Genomic DNA, 14,764 nt, shown 5'->3' on the forward strand with positions numbered 1-14,764 from the left:
GCGTGACGAAGGACTCCGCGACCTGGAATCCCGCGTGAGGCGCAACACCCACTAACGTCGGTGTCCATGAGCAACGACGAGAACGAGCCCACCGGCGAGGCGACCCCGAGCTTCGTGGACCTCGGACTCGACGAGGCAGTGCTGAAGGCGTTGCGCGACGTCGGCTACGAGACTCCCTCGCCGATCCAGGCCGCGACCATCCCGCCGCTCCTCGAGGGGCGCGACGTGGTCGGCCTGGCGCAGACCGGCACCGGCAAGACCGCGGCGTTCGCGCTGCCGATCCTGTCGCGCCTCGACCTGTCCCAGAAGACCCCGCAGGCGCTGGTCCTCGCGCCGACCCGTGAGCTCGCGCTCCAGGTCTGCGAGGCGTTCGAGAAGTACGCCGCGCGCATGAAGGGCGTGCACGTCCTCCCCGTCTACGGCGGCCAGGGCTACGGCGTGCAGCTCTCCGCGCTCCGCCGCGGCGTCCACATCGTCGTCGGCACCCCGGGCCGGATCATGGACCACCTCGAGAAGGGCACGCTCGACCTGTCCGAGCTGCGCTTCCTGGTGCTCGACGAGGCCGACGAGATGCTCAACATGGGCTTCGCCGAGGACGTCGAGACGATCCTCGCCGACACCCCGGTGGACAAGAACGTCGCGCTGTTCTCGGCCACGATGCCCAAGCAGATCCGCCGCATCTCGCAGCAGTACCTCAAGGACCCCGTCGAGATCACCGTCAAGAACACGACGGCCACGGCGCCCAACATCACCCAGCGCTACCTGATGGTGAGCTACCCCCAGAAGGTCGACGCCCTCACGCGCATCCTCGAGGTCGAGAACTTCGAGGGCACGATCGTCTTCGTCCGCACCAAGAACGAGACCGAGACGCTGGCCGAGAAGCTGCGCGCCCGCGGCTACTCCGCGGCCGCCATCAACGGCGACGTGCAGCAGAACGTCCGCGAGCGCACGGTCAACCAGCTCAAGGCGGCCAAGCTCGACATCCTCGTGGCCACCGACGTCGCCGCCCGCGGCCTCGACGTCGAGCGGATCAGCCACGTCATCAACTACGACATCCCGACCGACACCGAGTCCTACGTGCACCGGATCGGCCGCACCGGCCGCGCCGGCCGCAGCGGTGAGGCGATCTCGTTCGTGACCCCGCGCGAGCGCTACCTGCTCAAGCACATCGAGAAGGCGACCCGCCAGCCGCTCACCCAGATGCAGCTGCCGTCGGTCGAGGACGTCAACGTCACGCGGCTGAGCCGCTTCGACGACGCGATCACCACCGCGCTGTCGCAGACGAGCCGGATCGACAAGTTCCGCGACATCATCAAGCACTACGTCAGCGAGCACGACGTGCCCGAGGTCGACGTCGCCGCCGCGCTGGCCGTGGTCGCGCAGGGCGAGACCCCGCTGCTGCTCGACCCGCGTGACGAGCCCGCGCCCGTGCGCGAGGAGCGCCCGCGTCGCGACGACCGCGGTGGCGACCGGTTCGACCGTGCCGACCGTGGCGACCGCCCGGCGCGCAAGCCGCGCGGCCGCACCGACGTGCCGATGGCGACGTACCGGATCTCGGTGGGCAAGCGCCACAAGGTCGAGCCCCGACAGATCGTCGGCGCCATCGCCAACGAGGGCGGCCTGGGCCGTCAGGACTTCGGCCACATCGACATCCGCGGCGACCACTCGCTCGTCGAGCTGCCCGCGGGCCTCGGCGCCGACGTGTTCGACAAGCTGTCGACCACCCGGATCTCCGGCAAGCTGATCGAGATCGAGCTCGACAACGGCTCCGGCGGCTCGCGGGACTTCGAGGACCGCAAGCCGCGCCGCAAGCCGCGCCACTGAGCGTCACCCGGCGTTACGAGCGGCGCCGGGCTCCCGGCACCGTCAGCGTCGCGATCGCCGTCGTCAGCGGCACGGCCAGCACCAGGCCGATGCTGCTCGCGAGCGCCCGCACGACCTCCTGGCCGATCTCCTCGGTGACGAGCAGGTCGACGAGCGACCGGTCGTAGAGCTGGATGACGAGCAGCACGGTCAGGGCGGCGCCGGCGTAGGCGAAGACGATCGTGTAGATCGTCGAGGCGATGTGGTCGCGCCCGATCCGCATGCCACTGGCGAAGAGCGCGCGGCGCCGCATCTCGGGCGCGGCGCCGCGCAGCTCCCAGACCGCCGAGGCCTGGGTGATCGTCACGTCGTTGAGCACGCCGAGCCCCGCGATCACGATCGCGCAGGTGAGCAGCCCCTGGTAACCGAGGTCGTTGACGAAGCCGCTCAGGACGCTGCCGCTCTCGTCGTCGACGCCGGTCAGGTGGGTCGCCCCGACCGACCAGACGCCGATCCCGGCCGTGATCGCGACGCCGGCCAGGGTGCCGGCCAGGGCGGCGCTCGTCCGCATCGACAGGCCGTGGGTGGAGTAGAGGACGACGTACATGATCGCGGCGGAGGCGACCAGGCCGACCAGGAGACCGGACTCGCCGGTGAGCAGCGCGGGCAGCACGAACTTCCAGATCACGACCCCGCTGACGCCCAGCCCCACGAGCGCGAGCAGGCCGCGGAGCCGCGCGACCGCCACGACCACGAGGGCGAAGGCGATCGCCAGCACCCACAGGGGTCCCGAGCGCTCGGTGCCGACGTAGGAGAACTGCGCCGGCTGGCCCTGGGCGGGCGGGGACCGCAGCAGCTGCACGGTGTCGCCGGCCGACAGGCCGGCCGCGGCGACCTGGGGCGGGACGACCACGGAGACCTTGGTGCCCGTGTCCTTGCCGCTGGCGACGGTGGCGCTCAGATGACCGCACGCGGTCTGGTCGCCGGACCCGTCGCGGGCGCAGGGCTTCTCGACCGACACGACCGTGGCGTCGGGGAACGTCGCGCCCGGGGCGGCGTACGCGACCGACTTCGTGATCGCGTCGGCCTTGCCCGCGTCGGGCCACAGGAGGACGAGCCCGGCGATCGTCGCGGCGGCGACGGCCACGAGGATCGTGAGGAGGACGGTGCGCGGCGTGCGGGCGACCGTGACGCCGTCGTCCCCGTGGTGGTCGCGACCGGCGCGGTGCGAGTGTCCGTGACCCATGCCCGACATCCTCGCCCAGACCACGCCGACCTGCCTCTGGTCAGCTGGGCCGACGGGTGCTTGAGTGATCCCGGTCACATCGGGTGGCCGCTCGATCGTTCTCGGAGGTCCTCGTGCGTGTCCGCCCGCGTCTTCTCGCCACCGCTGCCTTCCTCGCCTCGTCCGTCGCGACCCTGCTCGTCCCGGCCGCGCCGGCCACCGCCGCCGCTCCCGTGTACGTCGCCCTCGGCGACTCCTACTCCTCGGGCGTCGGCACCCGCAGCTACATCAGCGACGGCACGTCGTGCCAGCGCTCGACCTACGCCTACCCGAGCCTGATCGCGGCGGCCCGCGGCTACGCCCTGAACTTCCGGGCCTGCTCGGGCGCGAAGATCCCCGACGTCACCAACAGTCAGCTCTCGGCGCTGACGGCGTCGACGAGCTACGTGACGATCTCGGTCGGCGGCAACGACGCCGGGTTCAGCGACGTGCTCACCGAGTGCGCCCAGCCCTGGTGGTCGAGCAACTGCGACGGCGCCATCAACACCGCGCAGGCCTACATCAACAACACGCTCCCGGGCGCGCTCGCGACGCTCTACTCCTCGATCCGGTCCCGGGCGGCCAACGCGAAGGTCGTCGTCGTGGGCTACCCGCGGCTCTTCCAGGGCGAGGACTGCAACGCCGCGACGTGGTTCAGCCCGGCCGAGGAGACCCGGCTCAACCAGACCGCCGACCTGCTCAACTCCAAGCTGGCCAGCGCCGCGTCGGCCCGGGGCTTCGCCTTCGCGAACCCGACCAACGCGTTCATCGGCCACGCGGTCTGCGACAGCGTGGAGTGGCTCAACGGGCTGTCCAACCCGATCAGCGAGAGCTACCACCCCAACCGGTCCGGGCACTCCTCCGGCTACGCCCCGCTGGTCAGCCCGCTGCTCACCGGCGCCCCGCTGACGGTCACCGCCGCCACGGTCGCCGCGGCCAGGGCGCAGGGACCGGCCATCGCCGTACAACAGCGGCGGTACGCCGACCTCGACGCCGCCATCGAGCCCGAGTCGTTCCGCGCGCCGGTGGTGCCGACGCGCCGCTGATCGTCGCTGCGTCGGCGACGGCTGGTAGAACCGGGCCATGCGTCGCCACACCAGGACCGCCACCGCCACGTTCGCCGCCGGGCTGCTCGCCGTCGGCCTGCTGGGGGGCTGCGACGCGGCCCAGAAGGTCACCGGACCGGACGCGAGCGAGGCCGCCGACACCCTGGCGGGCGCGCTGTCCTCGGGGGACTTCGGCGACGTCGGCGTTCACGGCGGCACCCCCGACGCGGTCACCCAGGACTACGCGACGCTCGTCGCCGGCATGGGCGAGGTGACCCCGTCGGTCGCCGCGAGCGAGGTGGTGGAGTCCGGCGACACCGCGAAGGCCACGTTGCAGTGGACCTGGCCGATCGCCGGCGACGAGTGGACCTACACCACGACCGCCGACTGGACCCTCGTCGACGACGAGTGGCTCGTGGACTGGGACCCCGCCGTCGTGCAGGGCGACCTCGAGGACGGGCAGCGGCTCGACGTCACGCCGATCGCGGCCCGGCGCGGGCCCGTCGTCGGTGCCCACGGGACCAAGCTGGTCACCGACCGGCCGGTGATGCGGTTCGGGATCGACCGCTCGCAGGTGCCGGCGAAGAAGGCCGGCGACGCGGCGCGGCGCCTGGCCGCGCTGGTCGGCATCGACCCGAAGGCCTACGCCAAGCTGGTCGAGGCCTCGGGGGACAAGGCCTTCGTCGAGGCGATCGTCTACCGGCAGGGCGAGGTGCCGCGGGCGCTCGCGCGCGTCGACGACATCCCCGGGGTGCTGTCGGTCTCCGGCGAGCTGCCGCTCGCGCCGACCAAGGAGTTCGCCGCGCCGATCCTGGGCCGCGTCGGCCCGGTGACGGCCGAGATGATCAAGGACGACCCGGACACCTACCACCCGGGCGACGAGGCCGGCACCTCCGGACTCCAGGCCCGCTACGACGACCAGCTCCGCGGCGTCCAGGGCGCGGTGGTCGAGCGGGTCGACGGCCAGGGCAGCGGGACCGAGCTGTTCCGGGTCGCGGCGCAGGCCGGCACACCGCTGCGGCTGAGCCTCGACGTCGACCTCCAGCTGGAGGCGGAGCGACTGCTCGCCGACGTCGGTCCGGCGAGCGCGATCGTCGCCCTCCGGCCCTCGACCGGCGACATCCTGGCCGCGGCCAACGGTCCGGGCACGAATGGCTACAACATGGCGACCTACGGGCAGTTCGCCCCCGGGTCGACGTTCAAGAGCGTCAGCAGCCTCGCGCTGCTCCGGGCCGGGCTCACCCCCGACAGCGTCGTGCCGTGCACGCCGACGATCACGGTCGACGGCAAGACCTTCAAGAACTACTCCGACTACCCCGCGACCGGGATCGGCCGGATCCCCCTGCGCACCGCGCTGGCCAACTCCTGCAACACCGCCTTCATCAGCCAGGCGGGCAAGCTCGGCCGGTCGGGCCTCGTCGACGCCGCCGCGTCGCTGGGGCTTGGCGTCGACCACGACCTCGGCTTCCCGGCGTACTTCGGCAACGTCGAGCCGCCCGCGTCGGAGACCGAGGCCGCCGCCGACATGATCGGGCAGGGCACGATCCTCGCCTCGCCGGTGGCGATGGCCGCGGTGATCGGCTCGGTCCAGTCCGGCCGGCTCGTGGTGCCGCGGCTGGTGGAGTCGGTCGACGTGGCGCCGCCCGACGGGGTTGAGAAGCTGACGTCCGGGGAGGGTGCCGCGCTGAAGTCCATGCTGCGTGGCGTGGTGCTCAACGGAAGCGGCCGCGGATTGCTCGACGTGCCCGGCCCGCCGGTGATCGCCAAGACCGGCACCGCGGAGTTCGAGTCCGACGGCGGCAAGGTGCTCACCCACGCCTGGATGATCGCCGCCCAGGGCGATCTGGCCGTGGCGGTCTTCGTCGACATCGGCGAGTCCGGCTCCGGCACCGCCGGCCCGATCCTCGAGGCGTTCCTCCGGGCCGCCCGCTGACGCGGGCGACCCGCGGGATCAGGACAGCCGCACGCGCGGGTCGAGGATGCCGTAGACGACGTCGACCAGGATGTTGGAGACGATCAGCACCACCGCGCTGAAGAGCGCGGTGGCCGACACGACCGGCAGGTCCCGGGCGCCGACCGCCTGGACGCTCCAGAAGCCGATGCCCTGGATGTCGAAGATCCGTTCGGTGAAGATCGTGCCGGCCAGCAGCCCCCCGAACTCGAGCCCGAAGATCGTCACGACCGGCACCAGCGCCGACCGCAGGGCGTGCTTGTAGACAACGCTCCGCGGCGTCAGGCCCTTCGCCCGGGCCGTGCGCACGTAGTCCTCGCTGAGCGCCTCGACCATCGCGCCGCGGCTGAAGCGGGTGAACTCCGTGCAGCCGTAGATGCCCAGCGCCACCCAGGCCAGGATCATGCCGGAGAACCACTTCGCGGGATTCGCCGTGATCGGGTGGTAGCCGGGGTTGCCCAACCCCGGCACCTCGAAGATGACGGTGCAGTAGAGCCACGCGAGCAGGGCGAAGAGGTAGTAGGGAATCGAGCTGATGACCAGGAAGCTCGAGACCAGCGCCTTGTCCGCGACGCTGCCGCGACGCCGGGCGGCCGCCACCCCGATCGGGATGCCGAAGGCGAGGTAGAGGAAGCCGCCGCCGACGGCCACGGAGAAGGTGGCGGGGAGCCGGCTCTTCATCTCGGTCCACACCGGGACCTTGGTGCGGTAGGAGAAGCCCAGGCACGGAGCGGGGCACGTGTACGCCGTGGGGCCGATCGTGATGGTGCGCCCGACGAAGATGCCCCGGGCGTACCTGCCGTACTCCTCGTAGATCGGGTTGTCGTAGCCCAGCGAGTGCTCGAACCGCTCGAGCCGCACCGGGGTGCACCGGTTGCTGGTCTCGCGGTCGCAGATCGGCTGGGCGGGGCTCGAGGGGCCGTACCAGAACAGCACGAAGATCGCCATGGAGACCAGGACGACCACGACCATCCCGGCGAGCATCCGCTTGACGACGTAACCGAACATTCGAGCTCCCCCCAGGGACACGCGGTGGTGACCCGACGGCGCCGGGAACCCGGCAGTTCTACTGCACCGGCGCCCCGAAGTCGATCACTTGGGGCCGATCGAGCGCGCCACGTCGTCGGGCATGGCCTCGTAGTGGGCGAAGGTGCGGGTGAACGTGCCGGCGCCGTGGGTGGCCGAGCGGAGGTCGACGGCGTAGCGGACCAGCTCGGTCTGCGGCACCTCGGCCAGCACCTGGGTGCGTTCGTCGGCCGCCTGGTCGGTCCCGAGCAGCCGGGCCCGGCGTGCGGACAGGTCGCTCATCACCGGCCCGACCAGCTCGTCGGGCACCACGACGGTCACGGTGTCGTAGGGCTCGAGCATCGTGACGGTGGTCGTCGCGGCGGCCTCGCGCAGGGCGAGCGCGCCGGCGGTCTGGAACGCCATGTCGGAGGAGTCGACGCTGTGCGCCTTGCCGTCGGTGAGGGTGACCCGGAGGTCGACGACGGGGTAGCCGTTGCGGACCCCGCGCTGCATCTGCGCCCGGACGCCCTTCTCCACGCTCGGGATGAACTGCCGCGGCACCGCCCCGCCCACCACCTTGTCGACGAACTCGAACCCCGACCCCTCGGGCAGCGGCTCGACCTCGATGTCGCAGACGGCGAACTGGCCGTGCCCGCCGGACTGCTTGACGTGCCGGCCGTGGCCCTTGGCGGGTCCGGAGAACGTCTCCCGCAGCGAGACCAGGAACGGCTCCTGGTCGACGTGCACGGAGTAGCGCGAGGTGAGGCGTTCGAGCACCACGTCGGCGTGCGCCTCGCCCATGCACCAGAGCACGAGCTGGTGGGTCTCGGAGTTGTTCTCGATCCGCAGCGACGGGTCCTCGGCGCCGAGGCGCGCCAGCGCCTGGGAGAGCTTGTCCTCGTCGGCCTTGCTGTGCGCCACGATCGCGACCGGCAGCAGCGGCTCCGGCATCGTCCAGGGCCGCAGCACCCGCGGCTCCTCGATGGGGGACAGGGTGTCGCCGGTCTCGGCCCGGGTCAGCCGCCCGATCGCGCACAGGTCGCCGGCGATGATCCGGCCGGCCGGCACCTGGGCCCGGCCGAAGGGGTGCGCCAGCGCGCCGATCCGCTCGTCCTCGTCGTGGTCCTCGTGCCCGTGGCCGTCGCCGAAGAACGAGGTCACGTGGCCCGACACGTGCACCGGCTGGTCGGGGCGCAGGGTCCCCGAGAAGACCCGGACCAGGCTGAGGCGACCGACGTACGGGTCGCTGGTGGTCTTGACGATCTCGGCGACCAGCGGGCCCTCGGGGTCGCAGGTGAGGGTGCCGGCGGCCTTGCCGGCGGGGGTGAAGACCTCCGGAGCGGGATGCTCGACAGGGGAGGGGAAGCCGCGCACCACGAGGTCGAGCAGCTCGGTGCAGCCGACCCCGCTGGTCGAGCAGACCGGCACGACCGGGAAGAACGTCGCCCGGGCCACGGCCCGCTCGAGGTCGGAGGTCAGCACGTCCTCGCCGATCACCTCGCCGCCGACGTAGCGGTCCATCAGGGTCTCGTCCTCGGACTCCTCGATCACGCCCTCGATGAGCTCGCCGCGGAGCTCCTCGTGCTCGTCGTCGCCGGGGGGCAGGAGGCCGGTCAGGGAGACGACCTCGTCGCCGGAGCGGACGGGGACGTAGAGCGGCATCACCCGCTCGCCGAACGCCTCCCGGGTCTGGCGGAGCACGCCGTCGTAGTCGGCGCGAGCCTGGTCGAGCTTGGCCACCACCACGGCGCGCGGCATGCCGACCTCGGCGCACTCGGCCCACAGCACGCGGGTCGCCTCGTCGACGCCCTCGTTGGCGGCCACGACGAACAGCGCGCAGTCGGCGGCCCGCAGCCCGGCCCGGAGCTCGCCCACGAAGTCGGCGTACCCGGGGGTGTCGACGAGGTTGACCTTGGTGCCGGCGTGCACGAGCGGAGCGACGGCGAGGGAGATGGAGCGGCCGTGGGCCTGCTCGGACTCCTCGAAGTCGCAGACGGTGGTGCCGTCACGGACCGAGCCGGCGCGGGTGACGGCGCCCGAGGCGGCGAGCAGGGTCTCGACCAACGTGGTCTTGCCGGAGCCACTCGGGCCCACCAGCACGACGTTGCGGATCCGATCGGGGCTGCTCGCCTCCAGATCGTGGCCCGATGCTCTCCGGGAGCTTCCCTTCTCGGCCATCACGCACCTCCGACCCGGCACCGGCCGGGTGCGGGTGCCGTGTCTCCGAGGCAACTCCTGTTGGAGCCCGCGCGCAAGGGGGGATTTGGGGAAAGCGGGCACGCACACGCACGCGGGGGACCGGGCAGCGGCCGGTCGACCCCGCGTGCGTGCATGGCTGGCCCGGATGCGTGGGGACGTGCCCGGGGCCGAGCGAGGGTGAACCCCTCGCTGCATGGGGTCAGCAAGGGGTTCATTGCCGACGACAGGGTGCTCCCTCCGAGGTCGACAACCGAAGAATCCCACGAACCCGCCGACGCTGTCCCCTGTTTCGGCCAACCTCTGGGGTGCAAGGGTGGCCCCATGACCGCTCACACTCCTGCACTCGACCTGCTGGCTCCGGACCAGCGCGGCATCCTCATCGGCGGCAGCTGGCGCGAGGCCGACAGCGGCGACCGGTTCGAGGTCATCGACCCCGCTGACGGGTCGGTCATCACGACCGTCGCCGACGCCTCGGCGGGTGAGGCGATCGAGGCCCTCGACGCGGCCGTCGCGGCCCAGCGCTCGTGGTCCCGGACGCCGCCGCGCGAGCGTGGCGAGATCCTGCGGACCGCCTTCGAGCTGGTCACGGCACGGGCCGACGAGTTCGCGGCCCTGATGAGCCTGGAGATGGGCAAGACCGTGGCCGAGGCGCGCGGTGAGGTGGCCTACGGCATCGAGTTCTTCCGGTGGTACGCCGAGGAGGCGGTGCGCATCCACGGCCGCTACATGCAGGCCCCGGCGGGCGGCAGCCGGTTGCTGACCCTGAAGAAGCCGGTCGGACCGTGCCTGTTCGTGACGCCCTGGAACTTCCCGCTCGCCATGGGCACCCGCAAGATCGGCCCGGCCATCGCGGCCGGCTGCACGATGGTGGTCAAGCCCGCTCACCAGACGCCGCTGACGATGCTGGCGCTGGCCGGCGTGCTCGCCGAGGCCGGCCTGCCCGACGGCGTGCTCAACATCGTGCCGACCACCGACGCGGCCGGGGTGAGCGAGGCGCTGATGGCCGACGACCGCCTGCGCAAGGTCAGCTTCACGGGCTCGACCGGCATCGGAAAGGTGCTGGTCCGCCAGTCCGCCGAGCAGCTCCTGCGGGTCAGCATGGAGCTCGGCGGCAACGCGCCGTTCCTGGTCTTCGAGGATGCCGACGTCGACGCGGCCGTCGACGGCGCGATGCTGGCCAAGATGCGCAACATGGGCGAGGCCTGCACGGCCGCCAACCGCTTCCTCGTGCACCGCTCGGTGGCCGCGGAGTTCGCCGAGAAGCTCGGCAAGCGGATGGGCGCGCTGACCGTCGGCCGCGGCCAGGACGACGGCGTCGACGTCGGTCCGCTCATCGACGAGAAGGCGGTCGAGTCGGTCAGCCAGCTGGTCACCGACGCGATCCACGACGGGGCGACCGTCGTCTGCGGCGGCCAGGCCCCCGACGGCCCCGGCTTCTTCTACCCCCCGACCGTGCTGCTCGACGTGCCGGCCGAGTCGGCGATCAACGCGGAGGAGATCTTCGGGCCGGTCGCGCCCATCACCACCTTCGACACCGAGGAGGAGGCCGTCGCGCGGGCCAACGACACCGAGTACGGCCTCTCGTCCTACGCCTACACCCGCGACCTGGCCCGCACGATCCGGCTGGCGGAGTCGCTGGACTACGGCATGGTCGGGATCAACACCGGCCTGGTCTCCAACCCGGCGGCACCCTTCGGGGGCGTCAAGGCCAGCGGGTTCGGGCGCGAGGGCGGCTTCGAGGGCATCGAGGAGTACCTCGAGACGACGTACGTCAACCTGCCTGCCGGCTGAGGCCGGCCCCCGGGCAGGATGGCGCCATGGAGCTGTGGGCCGAGGTGGCCGATCAGTACGCCGACTTCGCGTCGTACGCCGGGGACTCCCCGTGCTTCGAGGCGTGGGCCCGGGGCGTGGTCGAGGATCCCGACGTGCTCGCCTGGATCGGCGGCCTGCCGCAGATCAAGCAGCAGCCCAACCTGGTCTTCGCCGCCGCGCGCTGGCACGGCGTCCCCGCCCCCGGCCCGTACGCCGGCCTCCGTGACGCCCTGCTCGGCGACGACGGCTCGATCCGCGCCACGATCCTGGCGCGCGCCACCCAGACCAACGAGGTCGGCCGGCTGGCGACGCTCGTGCCGGCGTTCGCGCGGGTGGCGCGGGGTCGTCCGGTGGCGCTGCTCGAGGTGGGCGCGAGCGCGGGCCTGTGCCTCTACCCGGATCGCTGGTCCTACGCCTGGTCCGTCGGTGAGGGCGAGGTCGACGAGGTGGTCGAGGCCGGCGTCGGCCCGCGCCTGTCCTGCCGGGTGAAGGGCGACCTCACCGGTCCGGTCGGGATCCCGTCCGTGGCGTGGCGGGGCGGCATCGACCTGAACCCGCTCGACGTCACCGACGAGGACGAGATGGGCTGGCTGACCACCCTGGTCTGGCCCGAGCACGACGACCGTCGGGAGCGGCTGGTCACGGCCATCGAGATGGCCCGCACCGACCCGCCCGAGCTGGTCCGCGGCGACCTCCTCGAGGAGCTGCCCGCGCTGGTCGAGCGCGCCGCCGCGCACGCGCCGGTCGTGGTGTTCCACTCGGCCGTGATCGCCTACCTCGAGCCGGACGACCGGGAGCGCTTCCACGACCTGATGACCGGGCTGGTGGCCGAGGGCCGTTGCCACTGGGTCTCCAACGAGGGCAAGCGGGTGCTGCCGCGCGTGACCGCGACCGGCCCGGACGTGGCCGCGGAGCGGCCGACCTTCGTGCTCGGCGTCGACGGGCAGGTGGTGGCGTGGACGCACGGCCACGGCCGGTCGATGCGGTGGTTCGGCTAGACCGCTCCGGTCAGCCGAGGCTGCCGAGCGTGGCCGCGAGCCGGGTCCGGGAGCGGATCCCGAGCTTGCGGTAGACGTGGGAGAGATGCCACTCCACCGCCTTCACGGTGACCACGAGCTCCTCGGCGATCTGCCGGTTGGTCAGCCCCTGGGCGGCCAGCCGGGCGACCTTCCGCTCGGACATGGTGAGCGCGGCGAGCGCCTCGCCCTGCACGCGGCGCGGCGTCTCGCCGAGGCGCTCGAGGAGCCGACGCACGCGACCCTGGAGCGGCCACAGCTCCTGCCGTCCGGCGTACTCCTCGGCGGAGCGGAGCAGTGCCAGCGCCTCGGCCTCGTGGGTGTTGCCCTGCAGGAGCAGGAGACCCGCCAGGTCGGTGTCGATCTGGGCGCCGAGCCGCCGCGCACCGGTGCCGTCGATCACGGCGCGGGCCTCGCGCAGCAGCGCCACCCGGTCGCCGGCGGCGTCGGCGGTGGCCAGGGTCCGCAGCGCCTGCGCCCGGGCGTACGCCGACCCCGACGGGCGGGTCTGCCCGAGGTGCTCCAGGGCCAGCTCGGCGGCGTCCCGGCGCCGTCCGAGCCGGAGGGACGCCAGCGCCAGGCCGGCCCGCCACGGCAGCACCTCGGGGTCGTCGTCGTCCGGCCCGATCCGGCGACCCGCCTCCTCGAAGTGGTGCAGGGCGGACTCGAGCTCGTTGAGCGCCGACGCCAGCTCGCCCCGCGCGTGGTGGGCGATGGCCCCGACCGGGCCGGTCGCCTCGAGGAAGTCCCCGAGCTCCTCCCCGAGCGCCAGCGCGTCCCCGACGTCCCCGCGGGCGAGCCGGCACTCCAGGCCGATGGCCAGCAGCATGACCTGCTCGCGGGGTGGCAGCGGTCCGGACGCCCGGAGCGCGTCCAGCTCGGCCAGGGCCTCGGTGACCTGCCCGGCCCGGGCCAGCCCGATGACCGCGGTGACGCGGGTGGCGTCGGTCTCGGTCGCGTCCGGGGCCTGCATGTTCGAAGGTTAGGAAGCGGCGTCCGGATGCGGGCTCGTTCCGTCGCGATTTTGCCGAGCTGGACCAGATAGGTGTCGGCCCAGGAACTCCAGCAGGTGGACGTCGGCCCCCGCGTCGTCCGCGGCGGCCCGGGCCCGGTCGAAGCGCAGGCCGCGGTCGGTCGGGTCGACCACCCGGTGCGCAACCGGCAACAGGTCGGCGGCGAGATCGGCGGGGATCGGCGTACGGCGTCCCGTGGCCTGGGCGACGTCCCAGCCGTGGACGGTGATCTCGAGGGCGGCGGTGGACACGAGCACCTCGCTGGCGACCCCGACGTCGCCGACGACCACGTCGGACCCCGTGGCCCGCGCCGCGTGCGACCAGGCGCCCAGGAGCGCGCAGGCCTTGTCCTGCAGGGTCGAGACCCGGGGCACGGGGCTCGCGGGACGCCGGACGGAGACCGCGCCGCCCGCGGCCTCGGTGAACGCGTCGAGGGCGTCCTCCATGTGCCTGAGCAGCTGGTCCAGGGTCCAGGCCGAGCAGGGCGTGGGCCGGTCGAGGAGGTCGGGGCCCACGCCCTCGAGCGCCCCGCGCGTGTAGACGAGGGACCGCCCGAGCAGCTCGACCGCGGCCTCGAGCCGCGGGGTCACCGGTGGTCCGCGGCGTCCCGGAAGTCGGCCGGCAGCCGGGCGGGGAGGCCGAAGGTGGCGAACAGGCTGGTGTCGAAGAAGGCGCTGACGTGCCGGACGCGGGTGTCGTCGAGCTCGAGCACCTGGAGCTGGAACGGCGCGAAGTCGCCCTCGGGCGTGCGCATGTAGAGGCCGAACGCCGGCTGGCCGTTGGCGGACGTCTCCAGCATCGGCATGTCGAAGCTGCCGCCCGGGCAGTGGTTGCCGATCAGGTCGCCGATGTGGTCGGGGCCGACGTACCAGCTCGTGAACGGAGGCATCTCCCAGACCGCCTCGGCGGTCAGCATCGAGACGATCGTGTCGACGTCCTTGCGCCAGAAGGCCTCGACGTAGCGGTCCAGCAGCTCGCGCTGCTCGGGGGTGAGGTCGGGCTGGACGGTGTCCTCGGTGAGTCCGCGGGCGGCGAGCTGGGCGTGGGCGCGCTGCAGCGCGGAGTTGACCGCGGCGACGGTGGTGTCGAGGGCCTCGGCGACCTCGGCGGCGGTCCAGCGGAGCACGTCGCGCAGGATCAGCACCGCCCGCTGGCGGGCGGGCAGGTGCTGGAGCGCGGCCACGAAGGCGAGCCGGATCGAGTCGCGCTCGGCGACCACGACGGCGGCGTCGGGGACCGGCTCCAGCCAGGCGATCTCGCCGTTCTCCCGGAGCTCGTCGCCGGGCAGCGCGTCGGCGGTGCCGAGGCCGGTCGGGAGCGGGCGGCGGGGTCGGCCCTCGAGGTTAGTGAGGCAGACGTTGGTGGCGATCCGGTACAGCCAGGTGCGGACCGAGGACCGGCCCTGGAAGTCGGCCGAGGCCTTCCACGCCCGCAGGAAGGTCTCCTGGACGAGGTCCTCGGCCTCGTGGACCGAGCCGCTCATCCGGTAGCAGTGCGCGAGCAGCTCACGCTGGTAGCGCGCCGTCAGCGTGGGGAAGTCCTGCAGCTCGTCCGTGCTGGTGGTGGTGCTGGTGGTGGTGCTGGTGGTGCTCGTGCCCGCGGTCATGGTCGCTCCCTCGTCCTCGTCCAGTCTGCCTCGTGGGACAGACCAG

General features: G+C 72.7%; 11 protein-coding genes. 5 read left to right on the plus strand and 6 right to left on the minus strand.

The genetic code is table 11. The features are described 5' to 3' along the window. The first annotated feature begins 66 nt into the window (after nucleotides 1–66). Complete coding sequence (locus EJF31_RS11455; protein WP_125037157.1) at nucleotides 67–1,824, plus strand: DEAD/DEAH box helicase; 1,758 nt, start codon at nucleotides 67–69, stop codon at nucleotides 1,822–1,824. 13 nt (nucleotides 1,825–1,837) lie between these two features. Here the strand turns inward: EJF31_RS11455 and EJF31_RS11460 are convergent, their stop codons facing one another. After that, nucleotides 1,838–3,049, minus strand: a complete 1,212-nt coding sequence (locus EJF31_RS11460) for a YibE/F family protein (RefSeq protein ID WP_125037158.1) — start codon at nucleotides 3,047–3,049, stop codon at nucleotides 1,838–1,840. 113 nt (nucleotides 3,050–3,162) lie between these two features. Between EJF31_RS11460 and EJF31_RS11465 the strand changes: the two genes are divergently transcribed. Further along, nucleotides 3,163–4,113: an SGNH/GDSL hydrolase family protein gene (locus tag EJF31_RS11465; RefSeq protein ID WP_125037159.1), complete on the plus strand. Its 951-nt coding sequence runs from the start codon at nucleotides 3,163–3,165 to the stop codon at nucleotides 4,111–4,113. Between the two features lie 37 nt (nucleotides 4,114–4,150). Further along, nucleotides 4,151–6,046, plus strand: a complete 1,896-nt coding sequence (locus EJF31_RS11470; protein WP_125037160.1) for a penicillin-binding transpeptidase domain-containing protein — start codon at nucleotides 4,151–4,153, stop codon at nucleotides 6,044–6,046. Nucleotides 6,047–6,064: 18 nt separating this feature from the next. Here EJF31_RS11470 and EJF31_RS11475 read toward each other — a convergent pair whose 3' ends face one another. After that, nucleotides 6,065–7,072 carry an ABC transporter permease gene (locus tag EJF31_RS11475; RefSeq protein ID WP_125037161.1) on the minus strand — a complete coding sequence of 336 codons (1,008 nt, stop codon included), beginning with the start codon at nucleotides 7,070–7,072 and terminating at the stop codon, nucleotides 6,065–6,067. A gap of 84 nt (nucleotides 7,073–7,156) precedes the next feature. Beyond that, nucleotides 7,157–9,250: an elongation factor G-like protein EF-G2 gene (locus EJF31_RS11480; protein ID WP_125037162.1), complete on the minus strand. Its 2,094-nt coding sequence runs from the start codon at nucleotides 9,248–9,250 to the stop codon at nucleotides 7,157–7,159. A 342-nt stretch (nucleotides 9,251–9,592) separates the two neighbouring features. On the opposite strand from EJF31_RS11480, the gene EJF31_RS11485 reads away from it, so the two are divergent. Next, nucleotides 9,593–11,062, plus strand: coding sequence for an NAD-dependent succinate-semialdehyde dehydrogenase (locus tag EJF31_RS11485; RefSeq protein ID WP_125037163.1), 1,470 nt, complete (start codon nucleotides 9,593–9,595; stop codon nucleotides 11,060–11,062). Between the two features lie 26 nt (nucleotides 11,063–11,088). Next, nucleotides 11,089–12,081 carry a DUF2332 domain-containing protein gene (locus EJF31_RS11490; RefSeq protein ID WP_125037164.1) on the plus strand — a complete coding sequence of 331 codons (993 nt, stop codon included), beginning with the start codon at nucleotides 11,089–11,091 and terminating at the stop codon, nucleotides 12,079–12,081. A 10-nt stretch (nucleotides 12,082–12,091) separates the two neighbouring features. Here EJF31_RS11490 and EJF31_RS11495 read toward each other — a convergent pair whose 3' ends face one another. The 3 genes from EJF31_RS11495 to EJF31_RS11505 are packed head-to-tail and all read right to left on the minus strand — an operon-like array spanning nucleotide 12,092 to nucleotide 14,718. Beyond that, a complete protein-coding gene (locus tag EJF31_RS11495) occupies nucleotides 12,092–13,072 on the minus strand; it encodes a LuxR family transcriptional regulator (protein ID WP_125037165.1) in 981 nt (326 codons plus the stop codon). Nucleotides 13,073–13,081: 9 nt separating this feature from the next. Further along, on the minus strand, nucleotides 13,082–13,702 hold the full coding sequence (locus EJF31_RS11500; RefSeq protein WP_125037166.1) for a TIGR03086 family metal-binding protein: 621 nt from the start codon (nucleotides 13,700–13,702) through the stop codon (nucleotides 13,082–13,084). Continuing rightward, nucleotides 13,699–14,718, minus strand: a complete 1,020-nt coding sequence (locus EJF31_RS11505; protein ID WP_125037167.1) for a sigma-70 family RNA polymerase sigma factor — start codon at nucleotides 14,716–14,718, stop codon at nucleotides 13,699–13,701. The genes EJF31_RS11500 and EJF31_RS11505 overlap by 4 nt, the downstream gene beginning before the upstream one ends. Between the last annotated feature and the right edge of the window lie 46 nt (nucleotides 14,719–14,764).

Source organism: Nocardioides sp. LS1, from assembly GCF_003865225.1.
GTDB lineage: Bacteria > Actinomycetota > Actinomycetes > Propionibacteriales > Nocardioidaceae > Nocardioides > Nocardioides ginsengisegetis.

Bases quoted from the DNA above. Each gene is read 5' to 3' on its own strand.
- EJF31_RS11455 (WP_125037157.1), top strand. From the start codon at position 67: ATGAGCAACGACGAGAACGAGCCCACCGGCGAGGCGACCCCGAGCTTC.
- EJF31_RS11470 (WP_125037160.1), top strand. From the start codon at position 4,151: ATGCGTCGCCACACCAGGACCGCCACCGCCACGTTCGCCGCCGGGCTG.
- EJF31_RS11505 (WP_125037167.1), bottom strand. From the start codon at position 14,718: ATGACCGCGGGCACGAGCACCACCAGCACCACCACCAGCACCACCACC.
- EJF31_RS11495 (WP_125037165.1), bottom strand. From the start codon at position 13,072: ATGCAGGCCCCGGACGCGACCGAGACCGACGCCACCCGCGTCACCGCG.
- EJF31_RS11485 (WP_125037163.1), top strand. From the start codon at position 9,593: ATGACCGCTCACACTCCTGCACTCGACCTGCTGGCTCCGGACCAGCGC.
- EJF31_RS11475 (WP_125037161.1), bottom strand. From the start codon at position 7,072: ATGTTCGGTTACGTCGTCAAGCGGATGCTCGCCGGGATGGTCGTGGTC.
- EJF31_RS11490 (WP_125037164.1), top strand. From the start codon at position 11,089: ATGGAGCTGTGGGCCGAGGTGGCCGATCAGTACGCCGACTTCGCGTCG.
- EJF31_RS11480 (WP_125037162.1), bottom strand. From the start codon at position 9,250: ATGGCCGAGAAGGGAAGCTCCCGGAGAGCATCGGGCCACGATCTGGAG.
- EJF31_RS11460 (WP_125037158.1), bottom strand. From the start codon at position 3,049: ATGGGTCACGGACACTCGCACCGCGCCGGTCGCGACCACCACGGGGAC.